General features: G+C 56.3%; 13 protein-coding genes. 2 read left to right on the top strand and 11 right to left on the bottom strand.

What is annotated here, in order from left to right; all coding sequences use genetic code 11:
* Positions 1–146: 146 nt before the first annotated feature.
* The 7 genes from VGH19_17340 to VGH19_17310 form a co-directional block, all read right to left on the bottom strand.
* Entirely contained in the window at positions 147–614 is a 468-nt protein-coding gene (locus VGH19_17340) for a response regulator (GenBank protein ID HEY1173137.1), read from the bottom strand.
* Between the two features lie 4 nt (positions 615–618).
* The gene (locus VGH19_17335) at positions 619–2202 is read right to left on the bottom strand and encodes a methyl-accepting chemotaxis protein (protein HEY1173136.1); all 1584 of its coding nucleotides are present in this window, start codon (positions 2200–2202) and stop codon (positions 619–621) included.
* A gap of 26 nt (positions 2203–2228) precedes the next feature.
* Positions 2229–2780, bottom strand: coding sequence for a hypothetical protein (locus VGH19_17330; protein HEY1173135.1), 552 nt, complete (start codon positions 2778–2780; stop codon positions 2229–2231).
* Between the two features lie 176 nt (positions 2781–2956).
* Positions 2957–4426 carry an alginate export family protein gene (locus VGH19_17325; protein HEY1173134.1) on the bottom strand — a complete coding sequence of 490 codons (1470 nt, stop codon included), beginning with the start codon at positions 4424–4426 and terminating at the stop codon, positions 2957–2959.
* 43 nt (positions 4427–4469) lie between these two features.
* Complete coding sequence (locus VGH19_17320) at positions 4470–6086, bottom strand: methyl-accepting chemotaxis protein (protein HEY1173133.1); 1617 nt, start codon at positions 6084–6086, stop codon at positions 4470–4472.
* A gap of 23 nt (positions 6087–6109) precedes the next feature.
* The gene (locus VGH19_17315) at positions 6110–6922 is read right to left on the bottom strand and encodes a transporter (GenBank protein ID HEY1173132.1); all 813 of its coding nucleotides are present in this window, start codon (positions 6920–6922) and stop codon (positions 6110–6112) included.
* A 178-nt stretch (positions 6923–7100) separates the two neighbouring features.
* Complete coding sequence (locus tag VGH19_17310) at positions 7101–12794, bottom strand: Ig-like domain-containing protein (protein ID HEY1173131.1); 5694 nt, start codon at positions 12792–12794, stop codon at positions 7101–7103.
* Between the two features lie 108 nt (positions 12795–12902).
* On the opposite strand from VGH19_17310, the gene VGH19_17305 reads away from it, so the two are divergent.
* Entirely contained in the window at positions 12903–13628 is a 726-nt protein-coding gene (locus tag VGH19_17305; protein HEY1173130.1) for an ECF-type sigma factor, read from the top strand.
* 2 nt (positions 13629–13630) lie between these two features.
* Positions 13631–14407, top strand: a complete 777-nt coding sequence (locus VGH19_17300; protein HEY1173129.1) for a hypothetical protein — start codon at positions 13631–13633, stop codon at positions 14405–14407.
* Positions 14408–14419: 12 nt separating this feature from the next.
* Here the strand turns inward: VGH19_17300 and VGH19_17295 are convergent, their stop codons facing one another.
* The 4 genes from VGH19_17295 to VGH19_17280 all read right to left on the bottom strand — a co-directional run bounded on the left by VGH19_17295 (position 14420) and on the right by VGH19_17280 (position 21747).
* Complete coding sequence (locus VGH19_17295) at positions 14420–15535, bottom strand: twin-arginine translocation signal domain-containing protein (protein ID HEY1173128.1); 1116 nt, start codon at positions 15533–15535, stop codon at positions 14420–14422.
* 195 nt (positions 15536–15730) lie between these two features.
* On the bottom strand, positions 15731–18673 hold the full coding sequence (locus tag VGH19_17290) for an ankyrin repeat domain-containing protein (protein HEY1173127.1): 2943 nt from the start codon (positions 18671–18673) through the stop codon (positions 15731–15733).
* Between the two features lie 195 nt (positions 18674–18868).
* Positions 18869–19615 carry a response regulator transcription factor gene (locus tag VGH19_17285; GenBank protein ID HEY1173126.1) on the bottom strand — a complete coding sequence of 249 codons (747 nt, stop codon included), beginning with the start codon at positions 19613–19615 and terminating at the stop codon, positions 18869–18871.
* A 140-nt stretch (positions 19616–19755) separates the two neighbouring features.
* Positions 19756–21747, bottom strand: a complete 1992-nt coding sequence (locus VGH19_17280) for an ATP-binding protein (GenBank protein HEY1173125.1) — start codon at positions 21745–21747, stop codon at positions 19756–19758.
* Positions 21748–21749 lie beyond the last annotated feature (2 nt).

Genomic DNA, 21749 nt, shown 5'->3' with positions numbered 1-21749 from the left:
CCCAGCCCCCCCAAAAAAAACTCCCGCTTCGCTCCCCAGACCATCGGCTACCGTATTTTTTGAACCGCTCTAGGCACCAAACTCTTGACCAAGTTCGCTAAGAGCCGATTCGCCAACTTCGCCAGAAAGGAAGTCAGCAGGTTTAGTTATTGCTCAACAACAGCTGGAGCGGCCTCGGCGGCGGGAACAGCCTCAACAGAAGGCGCCACGGGTTTAGACTTTTCAGACTGTATCTGAGCCTGCAACAGAGTCTCTTTTACATTCCTTACTTGCGTCAAAACGAGGGCCTCGGTGTAAGGTTTGACAATATAGTATTTCACCGCCAGGGCGGCAGCCTGAACTATCACATTGCGATCACTCACGGCGGTGCAAAGAATGACTGGAATCGCTTGCAGATGTTTATCAGCCCGCATTTTCTGAAGCAATTCGAGACCGCTCATGGCGGGCATCCTGATATCAAATATGCACAGATCGGGGAGTTTTGCCTCATTCAGGCAGGCCCATGCGTCCTCTCCGTTCATGGCTTCAACGACGCTGCAATCTGGCTCATTCCTTAGGATTCTGGCCAGCAGAACGCGTGAAGTGCGGTCATCGTCAGCGATCAATATTCTCATGCGTCTAGAAATCTTTAAAGGCATCTTCCATTGGAAGGGAAACATGATGTTTGCCATTATCGCCATTCTGAGCTGGCATCATGGGCTGAGACGCTGAAGATTTCGTTTTTGCAGCAGTTGCAGGGCGCAACACTTTTGCACCCGTGCTGTACGGAACCGTCTTGGGTTTGCTTGCTATTTCTGCCTCTGCTTTCGCACCGACCAATGCCTGCAACTGTTCCACGGCTCCCCTTAATGCCGCTGCTTGGGCGTGCAATTCTTCAGCAGCAGCCGCACTTTCCTCGGCGCTTGCGGCATTGCCTTGCGTCACTTTGTCCATCTGCGTCATAGCCTCATTGACCTGGCTGATGCCTGTGCTCTGCTCCCGCGAAGCTCCGGCAATCTCTCCTACCAGATCATCTACCTGACGGGCTTTCCCGACGATCTCGTCCAGGCTCTTGGACACCTTGCCGCTTAACTCCACGCCTTGCTGGCTTTTGCGGATCGCATCTGCAATCTTCTCCCCGGTTTCACGGGCGGCTGTAGCGCTTCTCTGTGCAAGATTGCGGACTTCGTCTGCCACCACCGCAAATCCCATGCCGGCCTCACCGGCTCGAGCAGCTTCCACAGCGGCGTTCAATGCCAGTATGTTAGTTTGAAATGCTATCTCGTCGATCGTCTTGATGATTGCAGCGATGTTGTCACTGGCTCCTTTGATGTCATCCATAGCACGGCTCATCGCTCCCATGTCCTCTGCAGCGATATCAGCAGCCAGTTTTGTTTGATTTGCGAGATCTTTCGCCCGTTGAGCATGTTCGGCATTCCTCTTGGTCATTGATGACATCTCTTCCAGGCTGGCGCTCGTCTCTTCCAAACTGGCCGCCTGCTGGCTCGCCCCTTCAGCCAGGCTTTGGCTTGATCCAGCTATTTGTTCCGAGGCCAGATCCACCTGCTTGCTCATCACTGCCATTTGCTCTGAGAGCCATTGCAAGGCACGTGTGATATGAGATTTGAGATTCCAGCCGAAAACCATCAACCCGATCATCACTGCGAAAGTGATGATTCCGCGGATATAAACTTTCCTATGAATCGCCTGTGATTGCGCCGCGAAATCCGTCGCCGCCAGTTCACGCGCCTTGTTCTGTGAATCTTCGAGTTCATTCAGCAAGCCCTCATAAACGGCACAAGTTTCACCAAGGAAAACTTCATTCGCATCGCTGTATTTGCCGAGCAGCAACGCATCCAGGGACTTCTGCTGCGCGATGACCAGTGTTTCATAAGATTGAGAAACTTTAGCCAGAACCTGTCCGTCGTCCTTGATCGTTTTGCGAACCTCAGCCCGCATGTCCTCAAGGAGTTTGATGCCTTTCTCGATATCGTCCGCGTCTTTCATGCGCAACAATCGCTGCAGCTGGCTTTGCCCCGAGCCCAGCACTTCGAGCAAGTGATAGCTGCGGTCGAATTCTTCAGTCGACTTGCTGACTGATCTTTCGGCATGGCCGAGAGAATCGCGCAGCAACACACCAAGCGCCGCACACAAAATGAGACTCACCGCGCCAAAAGCCACGATGAACACCATCATCTGGCGCGGGATGCTGAATTTTTTCATAAGTTTTCGAACCTGAAACAGGCCGCTTACTTCTCCAACTTGGAGAGCACCAAACCAACTACAAGAGAACCCGCTGGCTTGCCATCAGCGAGCACAGGCACGGAGACTTGGACTTGCTGCAGCCCAGTGGACTCATCCAGCTCGACCTTGCCCTGCCAAATTTTGCCAGTCATCGGAACTTCGTGTTTGGGGTTGCCTTTATGACTCCAGCTCGATGTCTTGGAGAGGAAACCGACCTTAAGACCGTTCGCATCCGAGATGAATGCTTCAGAAACGGTGTCCGTCTTTTTGGTTTTGAGGAATGCCCCGGCTTCATTCTTGGAGAAGGAACGGACGAAAGGGTCCAAGATCGTAGCCACCTTCCACTTATCCTGTGTCATGGCTGAATAATCCGCCGGAAGGGTGGCATTCTGGGCCGATACCGCTTTCACGATTGCGGGGTTGGAGGCCCATTGCTGAATGTCCATTACAGCAGCATCCACCCTGGCCTGAGCGGCCGGATCAAGCTGCGCCTGCGCTGTTAGCCGGGTGAAAAGCAAGATGAGAGTTGCGAACGTGATGCAGATCGGCTGGTTCATATTTTTATTTAAATCGGATTGGAGTGCATTCTCGGGAAACTCCCGAAGCCAGTATTGCCTAAATATCGGCAGTTATATCCTGGACTTTAGTGACAGGTTGTTACGGAGATGAGTCCATAAAACAGGCGCCCGGGAATGCACGCCCGGGCGCCTGCGGAGGAACGAACGGAGAAGCGTCAGAACTTGAATACCGTCTGGACGTAACCCCAGTCCGAATCGGCAGCGCGGTTGCCCGCGGCTGAAAGCGAATCTTTGATATAACTTCCCGCAAAGAAATGACCATAACCGAACTCGAGATTCCACCATGGCTTGATGGTGTAAGCTGCGGTCAGGTTGATCTCGGAACCGATGAACTTGCTGTATTGCGTATTGCGACCGTAACCGTTCGCAGCGCGTCCGCCACCCGATTGCGGGTAGAAGAAGTCGCGGTCATTCGCCAGCCAGAACATGTGGTAATCCAAGCTGACCTTCCACGCCTTCGCAGGCTTCAGGTTCAGGCTCAGCGTCGGGTTATGGGTGTTACGCAGACCCGTGAAATCCATCAGACCATAGAGGCCGTGATTCGTACCGAACAATGTCTCAAGCGTTTCGCTCTTGCCGTCCGTCGGGTTGTTGTCGCCTGAGGAATAGTTGTAGAGGAATCCGACACGAGGTTCGGCGAACACCTCCTTGAACGTATAACCGCCACCGAGTGAAGCGGCGAAGGCGTCTTGTTTGATGCGGCCTTGCGCACCACCGACATTCACGCTGCCGAATTGTTGGATGAATTCAGCGCTGTAATCCCAGCCCTTGAATTCACCGGGCAACGATTTCACGCGAAAGCCAAGGCTGTAGATGTCACGTGCGGAAGGACCGCCTGCGGTCGGAGCACCCGTCGTGGCCGTAGGAGAACCCACCGAGGCATTGCGGGAGAGGAAATAGACTTCCGTTTCCTGCTTGGGGATCAATGTCTTCGTGCCTGCGTAGACGCCGGAGAAAAGATCGTAATCATTCGATACGTTGAACTCGTTGTCATCCGTCAGCACGACACGGCTCATGAAAGCATCCACCCAGATATCCTTGGCTTCGTAGCGCAGTTTGAAGGCATCGAAAGAGCGATCCACGTTGCTCCAGTTCGACTGGCCGACGTAGCGCTGATCGCCGTAGGACAGAACCTGACGACCGATGCGTGCTGTCAGTGGGAATTCCTTCTTGTTACCCAAGTCCACGTAGGCTTGGAACACATCGACAAAATCCTCACCGGGATTCGCTGCCTGATCATCACCGCCGGTGGCGCTGTAACGCCCCTGCACATAGAAGCCCAGCCAATCCGCTGCCTTGTAGCCCAAGTGGACTTTCTGGCGGAAGTAGAGCACGGCGTCGTCGTTATCAATGCCATCGATAAAATGGCGCGAGACACCGGCAGCAGAGCTGTCCGTGCTCAAGCCGTTTTGGAACATCTCGTAGCGCAGACGGGTTTCAGCTCCGATATCGAAAGCCTTGAACGCATCATCCTGTTTGCGCAACCAGTCGTTGACCAGGCCAGCGCTTGCTGGAGCCTTTGCCGGTGCAGGCTTGGCCGGAGCCGTTTGCGCGAGGGCTGGAGTTACCGCGAGAGCCACACCGACCACGGCGGGCAGAACTTTGATGATGTTTTTCTGGTTCATGAAGAATCTTCGAAATAACTGTGTGCTGTATTAACTGCGGGTTTTAAAAGTCTTTGAAGGCCTCTTCCATGGGAAGCGGGTCTTGATGCTTGCCGTTGTGACCGTTGGCGCCATTGGTTGCCAAACTCGGCTTGGATGCGGAAGCTTTCGTGACAGTCGGGCGCAACACTTTGCTCCCACTTGCTGATTTCGCGACGGCTGCTGGTTTCGCGTGATTTACCGTAACGGCTGCTTCACCTTTCCCTCCCACCAGCGCCTGCAACTGCTCCACAGCTCCCTTCAGTGCGGCAGCCTGTGCGTGCAGTTCTTCCGCTGCCGCCGCACTCTCCTCGGCACTCGCCGCATTGCCCTGCGTCACTTTGTCCATCTGCGTCACCGCTTCGTTCACCTGGCTGATGCCCGTGCTCTGCTCTCGGGAAGCTCCGGCGATCTCCCCCACCAATTCATCCACTTGACGGGCCTTCCCTACGATCTCTTCCAAACTCTTCGCCACCTTCCCGCTCAACTCCACGCCTTGCTGGCTCTTGCGGATCGCATCGGCGATCTTCTCGCCCGTCTCACGCGCGGCAGTCGCACTTCGCTGCGCCAGGTTGCGGACTTCGTCCGCCACCACGGCGAAGCCCATGCCGGCTTCACCCGCTCGCGCGGCTTCCACCGCGGCGTTCAAAGCCAAAATATTCGTCTGGAAAGCAATCTCATCGATCGTCTTGATGATGGCCGCGATGTTATCACTGGCTCCCTTGATCTCATCCATTGCACGCGTCATCGCTCCCATGTCCGTCGCCCCAACATCCGCTGCTTGACGGGTCTGGTTCGCCAGATCTTTCGCCCGCTGCGCGTGCTCGGCATTGCGGCGGGTCATCGACGACATCTCTTCCAGACTCGCGCTCGTCTCCTCAAGACTCGCGGCCTGCTGGCTCGCTCCTTCGGCCAACCCTTGGCTGGCTCCGGCAATTTGACCTGAAGCCGTGTCCACTGCCCGGGCCATCTCCGCCATCTGATTGGTCAATGTCTGGAACGGTTTCGGAATGCTGCGAGCTACTGCGATCGCAACAACAATCAAAACGATCACACCCAGCACGACCGTGGCGATCAAGCGCGTATAAAAGGCCTGGCAGAGCTCTTCGTTCAATTTGGCATAGGCTTCACTGCCTGCCTCGATGACATCGCTCACCTTCTCCATCGCTTCTTCGAGATCAGTAAATGATTTCGTGAAAGCGGGCATCAATGCGTCAGCTTCGGCGGGATTCGCTCCACCTGCGGCGAGAACTTTTTCTGCCTGCTGGACATAGGCATCCAATGGACCGCTCACAGCTTTGATCGCACTGTGGGTTTCCTCGGTCAGGCTCATCGCATCGTTTTCTTTGAAACGATTCCGGATAGTTTGGGAATGATCGGTGAGAGCAGCCTTTGCCTGTTGCAATTCCGCTGCCTCCTTCCGGCTGCTGGCGCGCAAGGCGGCGAGCACATCCGAGCGGATGGCATCGTGCATCATGTCCGCCTCCAGTTGATTGCGCAGGGCGGAGTTGGCCTCGCTCATCTTTTCCTGGTTCGCGATCATCTGTCGCAGCTGGTGCACAGCACCGGCACCGACGATGAAGATAAGCAGTGCACCCACCGCACTGATGCTCAACACTTTTGTCCGCAGGCTGATTTGCATGATTAAACGTCGAAAAAATTGAATTAGTAGCGGAAGGTGAAGCCGAGGAACGGATTCATGTCTTCAGCAGCGCGGGTGACGCCGAAGTTGATGCCGCAATCGAGCTGCATGTTCTTGGTGATCCCCCACGTGATACCGCAATCCACCGTGCCGATCCACGGTGTGCCGCGTTCCGCACTCACCGCACTGAAGAATTCCAGATACGCCGAGACTTCACCGAAAATGGGACGGCTCACCGTGATGCTGTTGATGAACTCTGGATGATAACCGGAACTGGCGGTGTCCTTGATGATGTCGAACTCCGTCATCAGACCGAGGCTCCAATTTTCTGAAAGAGCGATGCCCAGAGGGACAATCAAGCCGCCTTCGTAATCTTTATTGCCCAAGGCATCGGTATTCGAAGGAAACTTCACGAACGGCATCACGGCGAGAGCTGTATCACCGCTGTCATTGCCCCAGAGATTTACCTTCAGGCGAGCCACGAGGTCACCGAAACCAGATTGCTTTGTGAGCGTTCCAGCCACTTGATCATCCGTGCGAACATGGTTCCAGCTTGGCACGACCAACTGCAGATCCGAACGGTTGTTGAGCCCAACCTTGAGATTCAACGTTCCCAGCGACCAGCTACGCGTGCGGATGTCTGCTCCCGCAGCGGTGTCGTGGTCGTAGGAAAAATTCGCGATATCCGACTCCACCTGAAAATGGCCGGCATCCACGGTGTAGGGACTTTCCGTCTTGTCCGGACGATCCGTGCTCATCTCACGCATCTGCTCCGACGGCGTGGGGTTGAACAGATGATAGCTGCTTTTATTTGCAACGGATTCCGCTGCGTTCAAAGCAGTTACAGTGGCAAAACATGACAGACCAAGTATCAGGATTCGTTTCATTGAAATCACGCAAGGGAAGTCATTGCCATCCCCTGCTCGCCTTCCTATCGGCAGATACTTGCTGGTCCTTAAACAAAAATTGCCCGCCATCCGGTGTGGATGACGGGCAATGTAACAAAGCATGAGTTTATGGTGTCTCACTAGATAATCTGAAACGAAGAAATCCACGACTCGAACCGCTCACTGGAGCTGGCCAACGGAAGCTCGCCCACTGATAACCAAGAGGTGGCGTTGGCAAGTTCTCAAGATTGGCGATGCCTATTGGTGCGAGTTCCCACCAGTCGAGATCTTCACTGCCCGTCACCTCATAAATCGCTCCAGCATTCGCGTAGGCGGTGGAGTTCGTCACACCACCAATCAAACGCAGATGCGATAGCACCAGCCATGTTTGCCCGGCATCTGTGTAGGTGGAGGTCACAATCGCTGGAGCATCACCCGCATCGGCAGGATTAGTGCCGCCCAACGCCCACTCAGCAAAGTTCGATTGCCCGTCCCCATCCGCATCCGCTAACGGATTCGCGACAACCCCCGCCGAGCTGGCGAACAACGCGAACGGCTTGGCACCACCCGGCAAGGCAGTGATGAAGGGCACATTCACACCATCGCCCAAAGTCGAATTCAACGCAGTGCCACTCAGCCAACGCGTCTCCCCATTCAATGGAACATTCAGCAAGGCCTGTTCGCTCAAGCCATCCGGTGGACGTTGGAACCGGAAGTAGTCCGCATCAACTACTAGATCGGGATTCGCCGCATAACCATTGGCAGTGCTGATGACATTGCGATTGTGATGATACGCAGTTTGATAATCGAAACGTTGCGTGAGGAAACCACCGGCCACCGCATTCGCATGATCCGTGAAACCGAACAATCCCACCTGCACTGTCGCAGGCATGTCTGGCCGCGTATGCCGTTCGGTGACGATCCATTCGCCGCCATCATGACGGCGCAGCAGCATAATGGTGTTTCCGATACGCACCGCTTGGAATGTGACCCAACTGCTGCTTAGCGGCACATCGTTCGTGCTCCAGCTTATTGATGTCTCACCATTCACCGTGGACCGCGAGCTCACCGCCCATTGATTCGGATTCGGATTCATCCAGTTGTAAGGAGAGCCCAGCGAGATGCCGATGTCGTTCTCACCATCGGGCGTCCAATCCGTCGCATAGCCCGCTGGCGGCCATGCAAGGCGTGTATTCAATGGTGCTGAAGGTGAAGGTCCGGCTGCAGTGATATTACGCGGCGTGCGGATCATCAACCCACCGAAGGACCATGAGGTTTCCGGCCGCCCCGGCAGGCCATTGCGACGCTGCACTTGCAGACGTAGTGTCGCCACGAAATCCCCCGTGATCTCCTTATACACCAGCGGCCCTTGATTGTTCATGTACCACGACACCGTGTGCGGCATGAACCGCATGTGCCCTGCGCGCGTCGCATTCACATCCAACGCTTCCAATTGATTCACACCCCAACCTTCTGTCTGGTTCAGGCTGTGCCAGTTCGTCAGGGAACTCGTGTGATCAAACTCATCGCTCAGAGTCACGAGATCATCCACCAACGGCTGCCATTGCACCGCAACCAAGGGGCTGACTGCATTGGCAATGCCCGCTCCATCCTGCACCGCTCCCGTCAGCACTTGCAGTTGAATGACACCGCTCTTCAACATATCCGCGATCTCCACGCGATAGCTGCGACCCGGATTCAACTCCACCAACGTCAACGCCTGAGCCCCCGTGGTGCCGCTCAAAGCCAAGTCAGCAACCGTCAATCCGCTTACCGGCCGACTAAACTGTAGATTGTAACGCACCGGTGTTTGCTGGCTGAATCCGTTTTGCAAAGCATCGATCGGCGCTTGCAACGTGATGGCTGGCGGCGCTGCAGGACCATTCTCCACCAGGCTGCCATCCAGTTCGCGCAAGTAAGCAAGCAGTTGCGCACGCTCCTGAGCCGTCAGCGATTGCACCTGGCGATGCGCGTGTGCTTGCTGCAAGTGATTCGTCGTGGATACGAGCATTTCATCCACGCTCAAGGTAGAGAACCCGGAAGTAACAAGCTCCACGACATTGTTTTCTCCTGCGAACAACGCAACACCTTCAACTCGCTGCGTCATCCACACCGTATGCCTCCATACCGGATAATTCCCTACGAAGGGAAGATTCACCACCTGATCGACGCCATTCACGCGAAGGGTCAACGGCACTGGACTGCTGTTGCTGTAGCGGATCTCGATCGCTCCCACGCCACCTGTGCCACCATCGACCTGATCGAAACGTAACGAACTGTTTTGCACCAGCGTCACCATCGCACGCCCACGCACCGTGGCGTCATAGTTGTTCGCGATATCGCCTGCGTTGGAATGCAGCTCAGCCTGACCGCCACGCACGCCTGTCTCCGCCGGATACATCCGGCCACCAGCGACGCTGAATACATCTTCCAACGTCGGCGCAGAACCATCATGCAGATACGGCGCATTCGCCCAAAGCCCTCGAAGTGTCGGTGTCTCAATCCCCGTCAGCGGCAAACCCAGACGGCGACCCGATGTAGCGCGCAATGTTCCAACATTGTGAAATGCCTCATCGGTCATCGTCGGCCCAGCATGGCAGGAGTTGCAATTCAGTGTGGTGAACACAGCACGACCGGCCAAGCCATCCGCAGTATGTGAACCATTGCTCATGCGATACGGACTGCGCGGCAATTGCTGATTGCCCAAGCTGGCCACATACGCAGCCAACGCATCGAGGTCTTCGTTCAATCCCGCCTTGCTCGCGCCCAACGGATCGTTCGTCTGGAAGAACTGTTCATTCGTCAGGAAGCCGGAACCGCCGAAGGCATTGCGGATATCGTGTTCGAAATCCTGAATCTCATCGAAGTTACCGCTCCAGTGAACGTTTCCATGCGCCATACCAGAACGACCGCGCAACGTGATCGTACGGCGCAGACCTTCGCCGCGCCCGGTGAAATCCCACACCTGCCCATCCTGCCCGCCATCATTATGGCACGTCGCACAGGAGATGTAGCCCTCAGCACTCATGCGCGTATCCGAGGCATCGTAGAAGAGCTGCTTGCCACGTAGCACAGCGGGAGACAACGCTTCCGTGACAATCGTCTGAACCGTATTCGTCGGAATATTCAACGCACCCGTGGCAAGAAACTGATCCACCTCCAGTACCGATACCGAACGCGCCATGAAATTACTCACAAAAGCACGACGCGTGACGGGATCAACAGCGACACCTTGCGGCGCACGCCCCACACCATGACGCGTGATCAAACCGCCTAGACCCGCTTCACTGTTCACCGCCAGGCGATCAAAGATGGCAACTTCATTATTTCCCTGCAAGGTGACGAAAAAGTAATCGCCCAACGGCGAGAACGTGACGGCGCTCGAGGAATCGCTGTTATCAATGTCGAGCGAATCCGTCACCTGCCCACTTGCCGTATTCATCACCACCACGATATTGCGCACGGTGTTATCTTGAGTGAGTTCAGAGTCTGTAAGCACGCCGCGATCCGTGTTCATCTTGTTGCCGGTGATGAAGAGTTGCGTGCCATCAGGCGAAAGCGCGATGCCGGCCAAAGTGTTCGCGATGCCCTTGCCTTCCGCCGTGCCATCGCGATGTGATTCCCCGCCGAACTTGGGAATTGCCAGAGTGCGATTCACTGACATCGCACCCGTCGTATCCACCGCCCACACTTCCCCGCGATGCCGTGGCGAGATGAATCGCGTGACATAAAGACGGCTGCCATCAGCGTTCAAAGCCATCGCGCGTGGAGTCGGTCCCACTGAAAGAACGCCCGATGAAGTGCGCGTGCCCGTATTGAAGCGCATCACTTGCCCGCTGCCATGCAAGGAAACGTAAGCGATCAACCCATCCGAACTCATCACAATGCCGAAAGGCGCGCTGCCGTAGAGCAAGGGAATCGTCTGAAAAGCACCAGCAGGACTGATAATATCGATGCGATCCGCATCATGGCACGTAACCCAGGCATTACCATTGGCATCAACCGCCACATTGCGTGGATCAGCACCCACAGTGATCTCAGGTCCAGCCACCAGCGTGTCTGCATGGAAGGAGCGCACGGAATTATTATCCGGATTCACCGTCCAGACTGTGCGACGTGCCGTATCAACCACGACCTGCGAACTGTGTGTGGGACGATTGCCCGCAGGAAGTTCCGGCATCACGGTCACAGTTGTCGCACGGGTGGTGATGACACCCGAGTTATCGCGCACTTGCACCTTCGCCTGGTAGTGACCGGCATTCGCGTAGGAATGTGTCGCAGTCGTCACTCCACTCCAATCTGTCCTCACCGAACCATCACCGAAATCAAAACGATAGGACAACGCATTGCCTTCTGGATCGCTGCCTGCGGCTTGAAAAGAAATCTCCATCAACGGCTGTGCGGGATACGGCGTGGCGGTGAAACTTGTGACCGTTGGCGGTAGATTGCCATTCACGCTGTTACCCGTTGAGAATGTGAACGAGTAACCTTCAATGCCATTGCCCGCCGCATCACGAATGCCACCTGCGGGAATGACCACTTCATACGTGGTGTCGGCTTGCAGCGGCTGATTGGGCGTGAATGTCAGGATGTCATCAAATGCAAACGTCACCGTTCCTGAGATGCTTGCTCCACCAACTGGCCGCACGATGAAGTTTTCACCCACCGTGATCGTGTGCGTTTCCAACGTTTCATGGATCAACAAGGTGATTGGCAGACCGGCGGGATAATTCGTCTGTCCTGCGCGTGGAATATGATAGCCGACGGACGGCCCACGCGTATCCGGTGCCGCTTGATGTGCCCAGATGGCCATGCCTTGAAATTCACCCACGCCACCGGTCACGAGCAGATTGCCCAAAGGCAACGCGAACTGGCTCGCATCCACGCCTTGTGCAGCCGTATTGAAGGTCAGCACGGATTGCAGCGAACGCATGTCCACCTTGTGACTGCCGATGAAGGCGTATTCATCTTGGAATTGCGCATACATCGGCTCATCACCGGGCAACGGCACATCTGCGAGAAAACGGAGATTCGCCGGATCAGTCACATCCACCACGCGCATGCCGCGACCATTCTCGCGATAGGGAAACACGACGTAGAGCTTGCCATCACCACCCCACAACTCCGGCCAGTAACCGCCGGGCCCACCGGTTTTCAATACATCCAGCAAACGCGGATTCGCCGGATCGCTGATGTCATACGTGGCCACGCCCGTGCGGCTTTGATCGGAGGCGAAGATGAGCAGATTTCCCACGATGAACGGATGACCGATCACGCCCGTAAGTCCAAGGTGATCCCAGCTCGAAAGCACCTGACCGCGCAACGACAACTCCGCATTCCCCTCCACCGCGTTGTAGCTCCAGTAAGTCGGACCGATGAACCACGGATAGAAGAGCGAACCGCGCACCCCCACATTGCCCAAACCCGCCATCGGCCCGCGCTCATTCACACCGGGTGAAGCCGCACGAAATGTCCAGCTGCTGCCCGCGTTATTCGGACCGAGCACGAGACGGTCGCCGACATTGAAATAGCCATGGGCATTCACCGCTTGCGGCGAGACACCCAGCACTTCCTCCACATAAACATTCCCTAGGTTCGAGATATTCCAGCGTCGTGCCTGAATGTCCGAACCGGCCAAGCTGTCCGGCGATTCTGGCGAGGTGTAGAGCCAGCCATTGTGATAGGCGATAATCGCCATGCGCCCGTTATTCGTTCCTACCAAGGGAGTTAGACGTGCTCCCGCCGTTTGCGGAACATTCGGAAAACCCTGTCCAAGACCGCTTTGGGCCAGCAAAAGCCCCAGCACAACAACCACCATCATTACGACTCTATTTTTCATCTCACCCTCTACTTGCCGGTTTTTTGACACCGGTTGCAGAAAAAGTGATTTTTCTTTTGGCCGCTGATTTGCTGGGGCAAAATTGTTCCAATGGTTGAGGAGCCGAACAGCAATGCCGCCTTTGTGACCACGCGCTGGAGCGTGGTGGCGCAAGCGCGTGGTGACGACCCCACAGCGCACCAGGCGCTGGAGGAGTTGTGCCGGGCGTACTGGTTTCCGCTGTATGCGTTTGCCCGTCGATCGGGTTTTGCTTCGGCAGATGCGAAAGACCTCGTGCAAGGTTTCTTCATCCAAGTGCTGGAGAAAGACCTGTTCAGTCGCGCCGATGCGGAAAAAGGCAAGTTGCGCACCTTTCTGCTCACGGCGTTCAAGCGGCACATCGGCCACGAGGCGCGGCGTGAATCTTCGCAGAAACGCGGTGGCGGCACGGAGGCGGTTTCCTTTGATGTCATCGAGGCCGAAAGCTGGTATGCGGAGCAGCTCATCACTGGTGAATCGGCGGACAAGATGTATGACCGTCAATGGGCGTTGACGCTCTTGGAGAACGTCATCACTGACCTCGGCAAAGATTGGGCTGAAAAAGAGCGTGGCGATATTTTCGATGTCCTGCGTCCTTATCTCACCTCCCAACCGGAGACGGACGACTACGCTCGTGCAGAAGAAGCGCTGAACATGAGCCGCCCCGCGATCAAATCCGCCGTACACCGCCTGCGCACGCAATACCGCGACAAGCTCATCCGCAAAGTGCGTGAGACGCAGCTCGACGAGAACGATTTTCAGGACGAGATCCGGCTCTTGCTGGAAGCCGTGGGCTGAACATGTCTCAAGACCAGAAACCAACGTCACGGCGTCCCGTCCTGAAAGGACTGGATGCCAAAGCGTTGCTCGCCGCTGGTCTTGAAGACATTGAAACTCCAAAGCCAGCACCACCTCCGCCTCCATCATCATCTCCCTCTCGCTACTCAAAACTCTTCCTCCTCTTCGTCTCCGGCGGCATCCTATTTGCCGCTCTCATCATGTGGTTTTTCTCCGCTCCACCACAGTCTCCCGAGTGGACCAACCTCATCGCCACCACTGATCCCGCTACCGCGCTTCATCGTGGCGACTGGGAAAAATCCGCCGGTTCACTCACCTCACTTCATGATGCCCAGTCCGCGCTGCTCGCCATTCCCGTAAAAAATCTCGGCACCAGTTACGATATCCGCGTTGCCCTCACCCGTCTCGGTGGCACCCAATCCATCGCGCTCTTTTTCCGCACCACTCAAGGCATGGGCGCGCTGGAATTCGATGCCTGGGAACATCCCGGCCTCAGCGGCGTGCAGATGTTCGATGGTCAAGACCTCCGTTCTCAAGGCTCATTCCATTTCCCCCTCGTGAATGGTCAAAATTACGAATTCCTGCTCCAAGTCCGTCCCAACGTCATTCACGTTTATCATCAGGACAAACTTCTCCAAACCTACCCGCTCACCGGGCGGCACTTGGAGATCACGCCGCCCTGGGACTGGTCCGGTGATTGGACCAATACCCACCTCACCCTCGCCTCCTGGCGTTCCCCCACCCGCTTCACCAAACTGGAAGTGAAGCAGGTGCGTTAACCTGGTTCACACTCACCCCACCTTGCGCAACAGCGTGATGCGCCCCGTGTTCACCCATTCCGCCACCAAAATATTTCCTTTCGCATCAAAGCACGCATCGTGCGGATGCAGGAACTTCCCGCTCACCCAGCTCTTACCATCGGCTTCCGCCCGCATCGCGCGATTATTCGCCATCACCGCTTTTCGCCACTCCGGATCTTCCCCCAGATGCACGATCACCTTGTCGTCCTTGTCCAGCAACGTGATGCGCGCGCTCAAGTCCGGCACCAGCAACACATCCTTGTAAGTATCCACATTCGCCGGCATGTAAAAGCCCGTCATCGTCTTGATATGCTTTCCGTCCAGCGTCATCCATTGAAGACGTGCGTTCGAGCGATCGCAGATCACCAATGACTTCTCGCGACCGACGCGATTATCGAAACAGATTCCGTGCGGCAGATTGAATTGCCCATCCGCCTTGCCCGGTGCACCGAACATGCTCCTCCAGTTCGCATCCTTGTCATACTTGTGGATGCGATACGAGCCATACCCGTCCGCCAGATAAAAGCTCCCATCTGGCATGAATGCAAAATTTGTCGGCAGGAACGCATCCAATCCCCAGCGCTTTATCGGTTTGGTATCCTCATCCTTCAGATAAACGCCCGACTCCATCGGCGCACGCTTCTCCCACACCATTTCGCCCTTCAACGTCAGCTTCGCAAAACTCTTCACCTGCTGATACGCTGTCACATACACGAACTGCTCCTTGCCCTCCGTGATGATCTCCAACCCATGTCCGCCACCCTGAAATTGTTTACCAAACGCCCGGATGAATTTTCCCTTCTCATCGAAAACAAAAATCGATGGATGATCCTTCTGATCCTCACGCCCCTCATGGATCACATAGATGTTCCCGTCCTTGTCCACCGCCACATTATGCGTCGTCTGCCACGTATACTTGTCCGGCAACTGCACATGATTATGGATCACCTCATACGTATGCTCCCCACTGCCCACCGTCGGGCGTTTGGCGTCCGATTTCTGCGCCGTCAACACTCGCGGCATGGCAAGCGCGGCAGTGGCGATGGCAGTAGTCTGGAGAAAACGACGACGGGATGACGTGACTGGGGTACGAGATGGCTTATTCATGCGCACAACGTTTTGCGTTAGGGATTCCCAGATATTTACCTGCTCAATCCCTCCTGCGCAACCCCTCATGTGCTTTCTCTCCATCATCACACTCCTCTTCATAACCTTCCTTCCAATCAATCCACCGAGCTCAAGTCCATTTTCTTCTTTCACTCCCATTCATAATTCATAACTCATAATTCATCCTTTCCCCTCTTACTCCTTCTCCGGCACCTCGATCACATCCCCATCCCGCAGCCACAGGTCGTTCGGTGTGTTTTGGATCTCACCGACATTATACAGCATTTCTTTTTTCTCCCCCGACTTGGACACTGCCCGCGTCACCTTCACCCGTTTGGGATCCGAGCTGGCCAGCAACGCCTTGGAATCGAAAACCACACTGCTCAACCTCATGCTGCCCAGGTTCGTATACACCACCGTCCTCATTGGCGGAATAGCAGCTCCCGGCGGAACTGTCCCCGGCATCAGCGGCACTCCTGGTGGGACAAGAAAATGGAGCATCGGTTTCAAGGTCAGCCCATAGGTGTTCCCTTTCACCGTCAGAACCACTTTCCGCTGGTTGCAAGTGACCAGCGTATTCCGTAATGACGCTGGCAATCCCCCCCAGGGTTCCGTCAGGTTATGATCCGCTTCCGGTATCTCGACGATATCTCCCCATTCCAGCCAGAGATCTCCTGCGCAATCTCCACTCTCCAGCGCCGAGGCGATGTTCACCGTCCGGTTTTTCACTCCGCTTCCTTCAAGTCGGCTGATCGTGATGCGGGTGAAATCCGGAAATACCAGCCGGTTGAAAGGGCTGGAGTACTGGGTAGCCAGCAACTCGTACAAACTATAACGGTTGATACCAGCAGCATCCTTCCGGAAGATTGGTTCGGCCGTTTCCAAGTTTCGTCCCACGGCGATCACCGCCCGCCGCCGGAAAAACTCATCCCCACCATGCTCCACCAGCAGCTTCACGATTTGCTCAAACCCCGCCTTGATCTCGCTCTCGCTCAGCCTCCCGCCGAAAGGCTGCGTGGAACTTCTGATCGCACTGGGCACATTAGGAGACGTTGGCCGTCCTGCCGTTTTGTTCGGGTTGTCCAGATCCACGATCCTCCCCGCCTGTGCCAATGTCATCGGCGTTTCCCCACTGCCCGGATGCACCGCATTCGGATCGGCCTTGTGCTTCACCAGCAACTCCACCATCGGCCCATTCATCGTCGCCACTGCGTAATGCAACGAAGTATACCCCTTGTCATTCGTCACGGACAGGTCCACCCCCCGGTCGAGCAACACTTGCATTATCTCGATCTCGTCGTGCTTCGCGGCAGCCACCACCGGGTGCTGCCAGACCGGTGCCTCCGGTAACCTTACCGCTTTCGCCCCGTTGGTCAGCAGCAGCCGCACCATGTCCGCATTTTTTGCCGAGATGGCGAGCATCAATGGTGTCATGGCGTGCTGTGACATAACATTCGGTTCCGCCCCATTCTTCAACAACAACTCCACCACTTCCAGTTTCCCCGCCCCCACGGCAGCGGCTAATGGCGTCCACCCCTCCCTTCCCTTACCGTTCACGTCCGCTCCCGCCTTCACCACTTCCCTGACCAGTTCTGGCGTCGTGTATTTCCCGATGTAGTGCAACACCGAACTCCCATCGATGTTCCTCGCCGCCACATCCGCCTTGGCCTCGATAAGTCTCTTCAATATCTCCACATTACCCTGCGAGAACGCCCCGAACAAAGGCGTTTGCCCGATGGCATCTCTCGCCTTCACATCCGCTCCAGCCGCCAGCAGCGCGTCGATCAAAACCAGGCTGTTCGTTCTCGCCGCCAGATGCAGGGCGGTTGCCTTATCCCCCGATCTGCCAGCCCACGTTTTATCTCCCAGCTTCAATCCCGGATCCGCTTTCGCCTTCAGCAATTGTCTGGCCATCTCATGATCTCCGGCCATCGCCGCATAATGCAGCGCCGTATACCCCCCGCCATCCTGCGCATTGACGTTCGCCCCCGCTTCGATCAACTCGCCCACCACTGCCCGATAGCCTTTGCTGGCGGCTGCGATCAATGGCGTCACCTTCTGTGTGTCCATCGCCTCCTTGTCCGCCCCTTGCTTCAGCAGCAGTTCCACCATCCCTTTGTGTCCGTTGTAAGCCGCGGCAAGCAAAGGCGTCCATACCATCCCATCAGACTTTTTATTGATGTCCGCTCCATTCTTGACGAGAAATTCCGCCACTGCCGTCTGCCCCAACCCCGCCGCCTTGTGCAAAGGTATCTGCTGCCCCTCCACCTTCGCATTGATCAGATCCGGGCTGTTCTTCAGCATCGCCCGCAAGCGCTCGATCTCCACCTGTTCCTCCACAGGTATCGCGGGCTCCACAGTTCCGGCAGAGACTCGTAAGGGCCTTGTCGGAATACTTCGCGTGGTATTCGCCACCGTCGTCCCATTCACCTGCTCACCCAACAACCTGACCCGCTCCTCCATCTGCCCCATGATGATCCCCACCAGTTCAGCTATCATCCTGTCGTTCTCTTTTAATGCCGCATCAGACCGCACGATCTCCGGATGCTCCGGTGAAAGGTCTTTCAGTTTCACCGCCCGTTGCAACCTCAGTTCATCGCCAGATTTCAACAGGCTGTTCAATTGGTCATTGTACTGCCATTGCATCAAAGCCATCGGCAAACTCTCTGCCTTCAGCTTCTTCAAGGAAGCCAGTTGCGCCTCTCGCATTCTCAATTCGCTCAACAGCAGTTTCCGCTGCGCATCATCGCCAGGACTGGTCGTCGTTACCGACGCTGGCACCGCTGCCCTCCCAAAATCCGCCTGCATCTGCTTCATCGCCGCGCCCGCCAGTGCTGACTGGTCGGCGAACTCGAACAACACCCGCTCATACTGCGCCCGCGCCTCATTCGTCCGCCCCAGCTTGCGATACGTCTCCCCCAGGCGGAACACCGCCGTCGCCGCCGCCTGCCGATTCGTATCATACACCGCCACCGCCGCCTGATACGCCTTCAACGCCGTGGCATAATCCCGGTGCACCTCCTCCGCCAGCAATCCCTTCTGCAATTGCAGGCTAAGCTCATCCGCCGCCCGCACCTGCCCTGACCAAGCCAGCGTCAGGGCCAGCCCCACCACCAGCACCTTCAAAATTAAGCTCATCTGAAAATTCTTTTTCATACATTCCATCTCCCCGGCGTCTGCCGCCATTTCATTTAACACCTTCACTCTGCCAAAATCTCTCAGCTCCAATTGTCACACTTTTGTCATAACTCAAAGTGCTGCCGGAATCTTGCCGGCAGTCCTTCACTTGGCGGACACCTCCGCCACTAACCCTCCCCGTTGGACGTTGTATGTTCAATGTTTCCCCATCTTTGGCCCGCCGGTGCAACCGGCTTCGTCATTGGTCATTTTCAACCGGTATCCCACCCCATGCACCGTCTTGATCCACTGCGGCATTTCCGGATTCACCTCCACCTTCACCCGCAAAGCTGCGATGTGATTATCCACCGTTCGCGTCGTCGGAAATGCCCCATACCCCCACACCACATCCAGAAACCTCTCCCGCGTCACCGGCTCACCTTCCGCCTCCGCCAGCAATCGCAACATCGCGAACTCTCTCGCCGACATCTCCACCACCTTGCGCCCCTTCACTGCCGTCTGTTTGATCAAATCCACCTGCACCGGTCCAAGCCGCAACAGCGTCACTCCCTTCGCTTTTCGCTGCACGCGACGCAACAAAGCCCGCACTCGCGCCAGTAATTCCTCCGTGCTGAACGGCTTCACCAGATAATCATCCGCGCCCACATCCAACCCGTTCACACGATCCTCCACCAGTCCCTTCGCCGTCAGCATCAGCACCGGCGTGTCCACCCCTGTGCGACGCAACTCCGCGCACACCGCGTAGCCATCCCGCTTCGGCATCATCACATCCAGCAGCACCAGATCTGGCTTCTCCTCCAATATCCGTTTCAACCCCTCCTCCCCATCCGCCGCCGCGATCACCCGATACCCCTCCGCCCGCAGGCAATCCTCCAGCCCGCGCCGCATCGCATACTCATCCTCCACGATGAGCACCCGCTCCTTCATTTCATCCTTTTTCATGCATCCTCGTCGTCGTCCTCGATTTCCTCATTCCTATCTTCGCGCCCTTGGTGCCCTTCTGTAAAAAAAACTGCCCCTCTCGCTGTCCGACGTCTTCACATCTCCTTTGGAGTTTTGATTCGGAGTTTCTTCATCTGTGTCTATCTATGTTCATCTGTGGTTAACTTTCCCTTCTTCATCGGCAATACGATCACAAAAAAACTCCCCGGCGACTTCGTCTCCGCCACCGTCACACTCCCCTCATGTGCCTCGACCACATGCTTCACGATGCTCAACCCGATCCCCACCCCCTGCGTCTCCCGTCGCAACTCTTGCCCGCTCCGGTAAAACCGCTCGAAGATCCGTTCCCGTTCCCACCGCGGAATCCCAGGTCCCTCATCTCGAACCCCGACGCACAGAAACTTCCCGTCAAACTCCATCGACACCCGCACCTCTTTGTTCTCCGGTGAATACTTCACCGCATTATCGATGAGATTGATCATCGCCTGCTGCATCGCCTGCCCGTCCATCTCCATCTCCGGCACCTCGCCCTCGATCGCCAGCTTCAGCGTCACCTTCCGCTCCGCCGCATACGCCTCCATCCCCTTCACCGTATGCTGCATCAGCATCACCACATCCGTCGGCTCCATCTGATACTGCTTCCGCCCCTGGTCCATCCGCGCGAAATCCAGCACATTCTCGATCAACGCCGTCAACCGCCGGCACTCCCGCCCGATCAATTGAAAATACTCCTGCCGCTTCTCCTCCCCTGGCACCTTCCCCCGCTCCAGGCTCTCCGCCATCAATCGCACCGAAGCCAGCGGTGCCCGCAATTCATGCGACACGCTCGAAACGAAATTGCTCTTCATCTCCGAGAGCTGCCACTGCTGCTGGAACGTCCGCCATGCCGAGATCAATCCCACCAGCGCTGCCACCACCGCCAAAGCGATCACTCCGCCCAACGTCCAAATTCGCTGATCCTGTTTTGCCTGGTAAGCGGTGTGTTTCCACAGATAGGTCGTCACCTCTACCGCCAGACCTTTCTCTGTCGTTGCCGAGATGGCCAGGACTTCCGTTTCAGCCGGCATATTGATCCGATGCCTCTCCGATATCTCACTATCCAGAAAAGCATCCAGCAACACCTTGTCAGCAACTTTGACCTGATAAACCATGGACCGTGCCGTCACATAACTGAACGCCATTTCCTCGCGCAGTTGCTTTTGTATTGTCTTCCAGGAAATACCGACGACCTTGCCTCCTTCTTTTCGCTGCAACAAAAACCAGTTGTCCCATTCAGCTTCCACCCACTTCGCCTCCCGCCCTTGCCCCTCCGTATCCTTGGAAACCCATAAGTTTGGATAGCTCGCATGAATCTTCCGGACCACCTCATCTCGTCGCCATTCTCTCATCCAATGTGTTACCCTCGTCGGCACCGCTTGTTTGAACTGCAAAGTCCCGGCCACCAAGTCCGGTGTCAAAACGCTTGGATAAGCCACCGCATTGGAGCAAAACAAATCCACCATCTCTCCCGTCACCAGATTGCTGTTCATCTGCATCCACCGCCATTGCGCGATCGGCACCAGCGGCAACCCGCTCTCTAGCTGCACCCTTACTGGCTTCATGAAAACCTCCTTTAACAATCCTGAAGCTTCTTCCGGCTTCTGCTCCACGAGGGTCAGCGCCAGATGATACTGCGCCAGTGCCCGCCACTCCTCCACTGGTGCCTTCGCCAGAAACGCTCCCCACGCATTCGAGCGCACCGTCATCGTGTCGCCCGCTTCCGCCTCCATCGCCTGCTCCCACAGCTTGCGCAGGTCCGCATTCAGGCTGGTGATGGGATAAGGCCGCGGCACCGGCAATCGGTCACGTGGCTCCGGCGAAAGCAACCGGCCATCCTCCGTAAGTGTGAATTCGATCCGCTCCTTCACCTCATTGCTGCGTCCCGGCTCAGAAAGATGGACCAACCGCTCCTGAATCCGCCGCACACTCTCCTTGCTCGAAAGCTTCGCCACTTCCCGTGCCGATTCCAGCACCGTCAATCGGTCCTGTCGCAACCATAGCACCGCCATCGCCGTCAGCAGGACCAGCGGTAGCAACACCAGCACGCCATGGACCAAAAACCGGCGCCCGGGAGTGACCCTCACCTCGCTCATCT

It is taken from the genome of Verrucomicrobiia bacterium (assembly GCA_036405135.1).
Classification (GTDB): Bacteria; Verrucomicrobiota; Verrucomicrobiia; order Limisphaerales; family JAEYXS01; genus JAEYXS01.
This window is presented reverse-complemented; position numbering and strand designations above follow the sequence as displayed.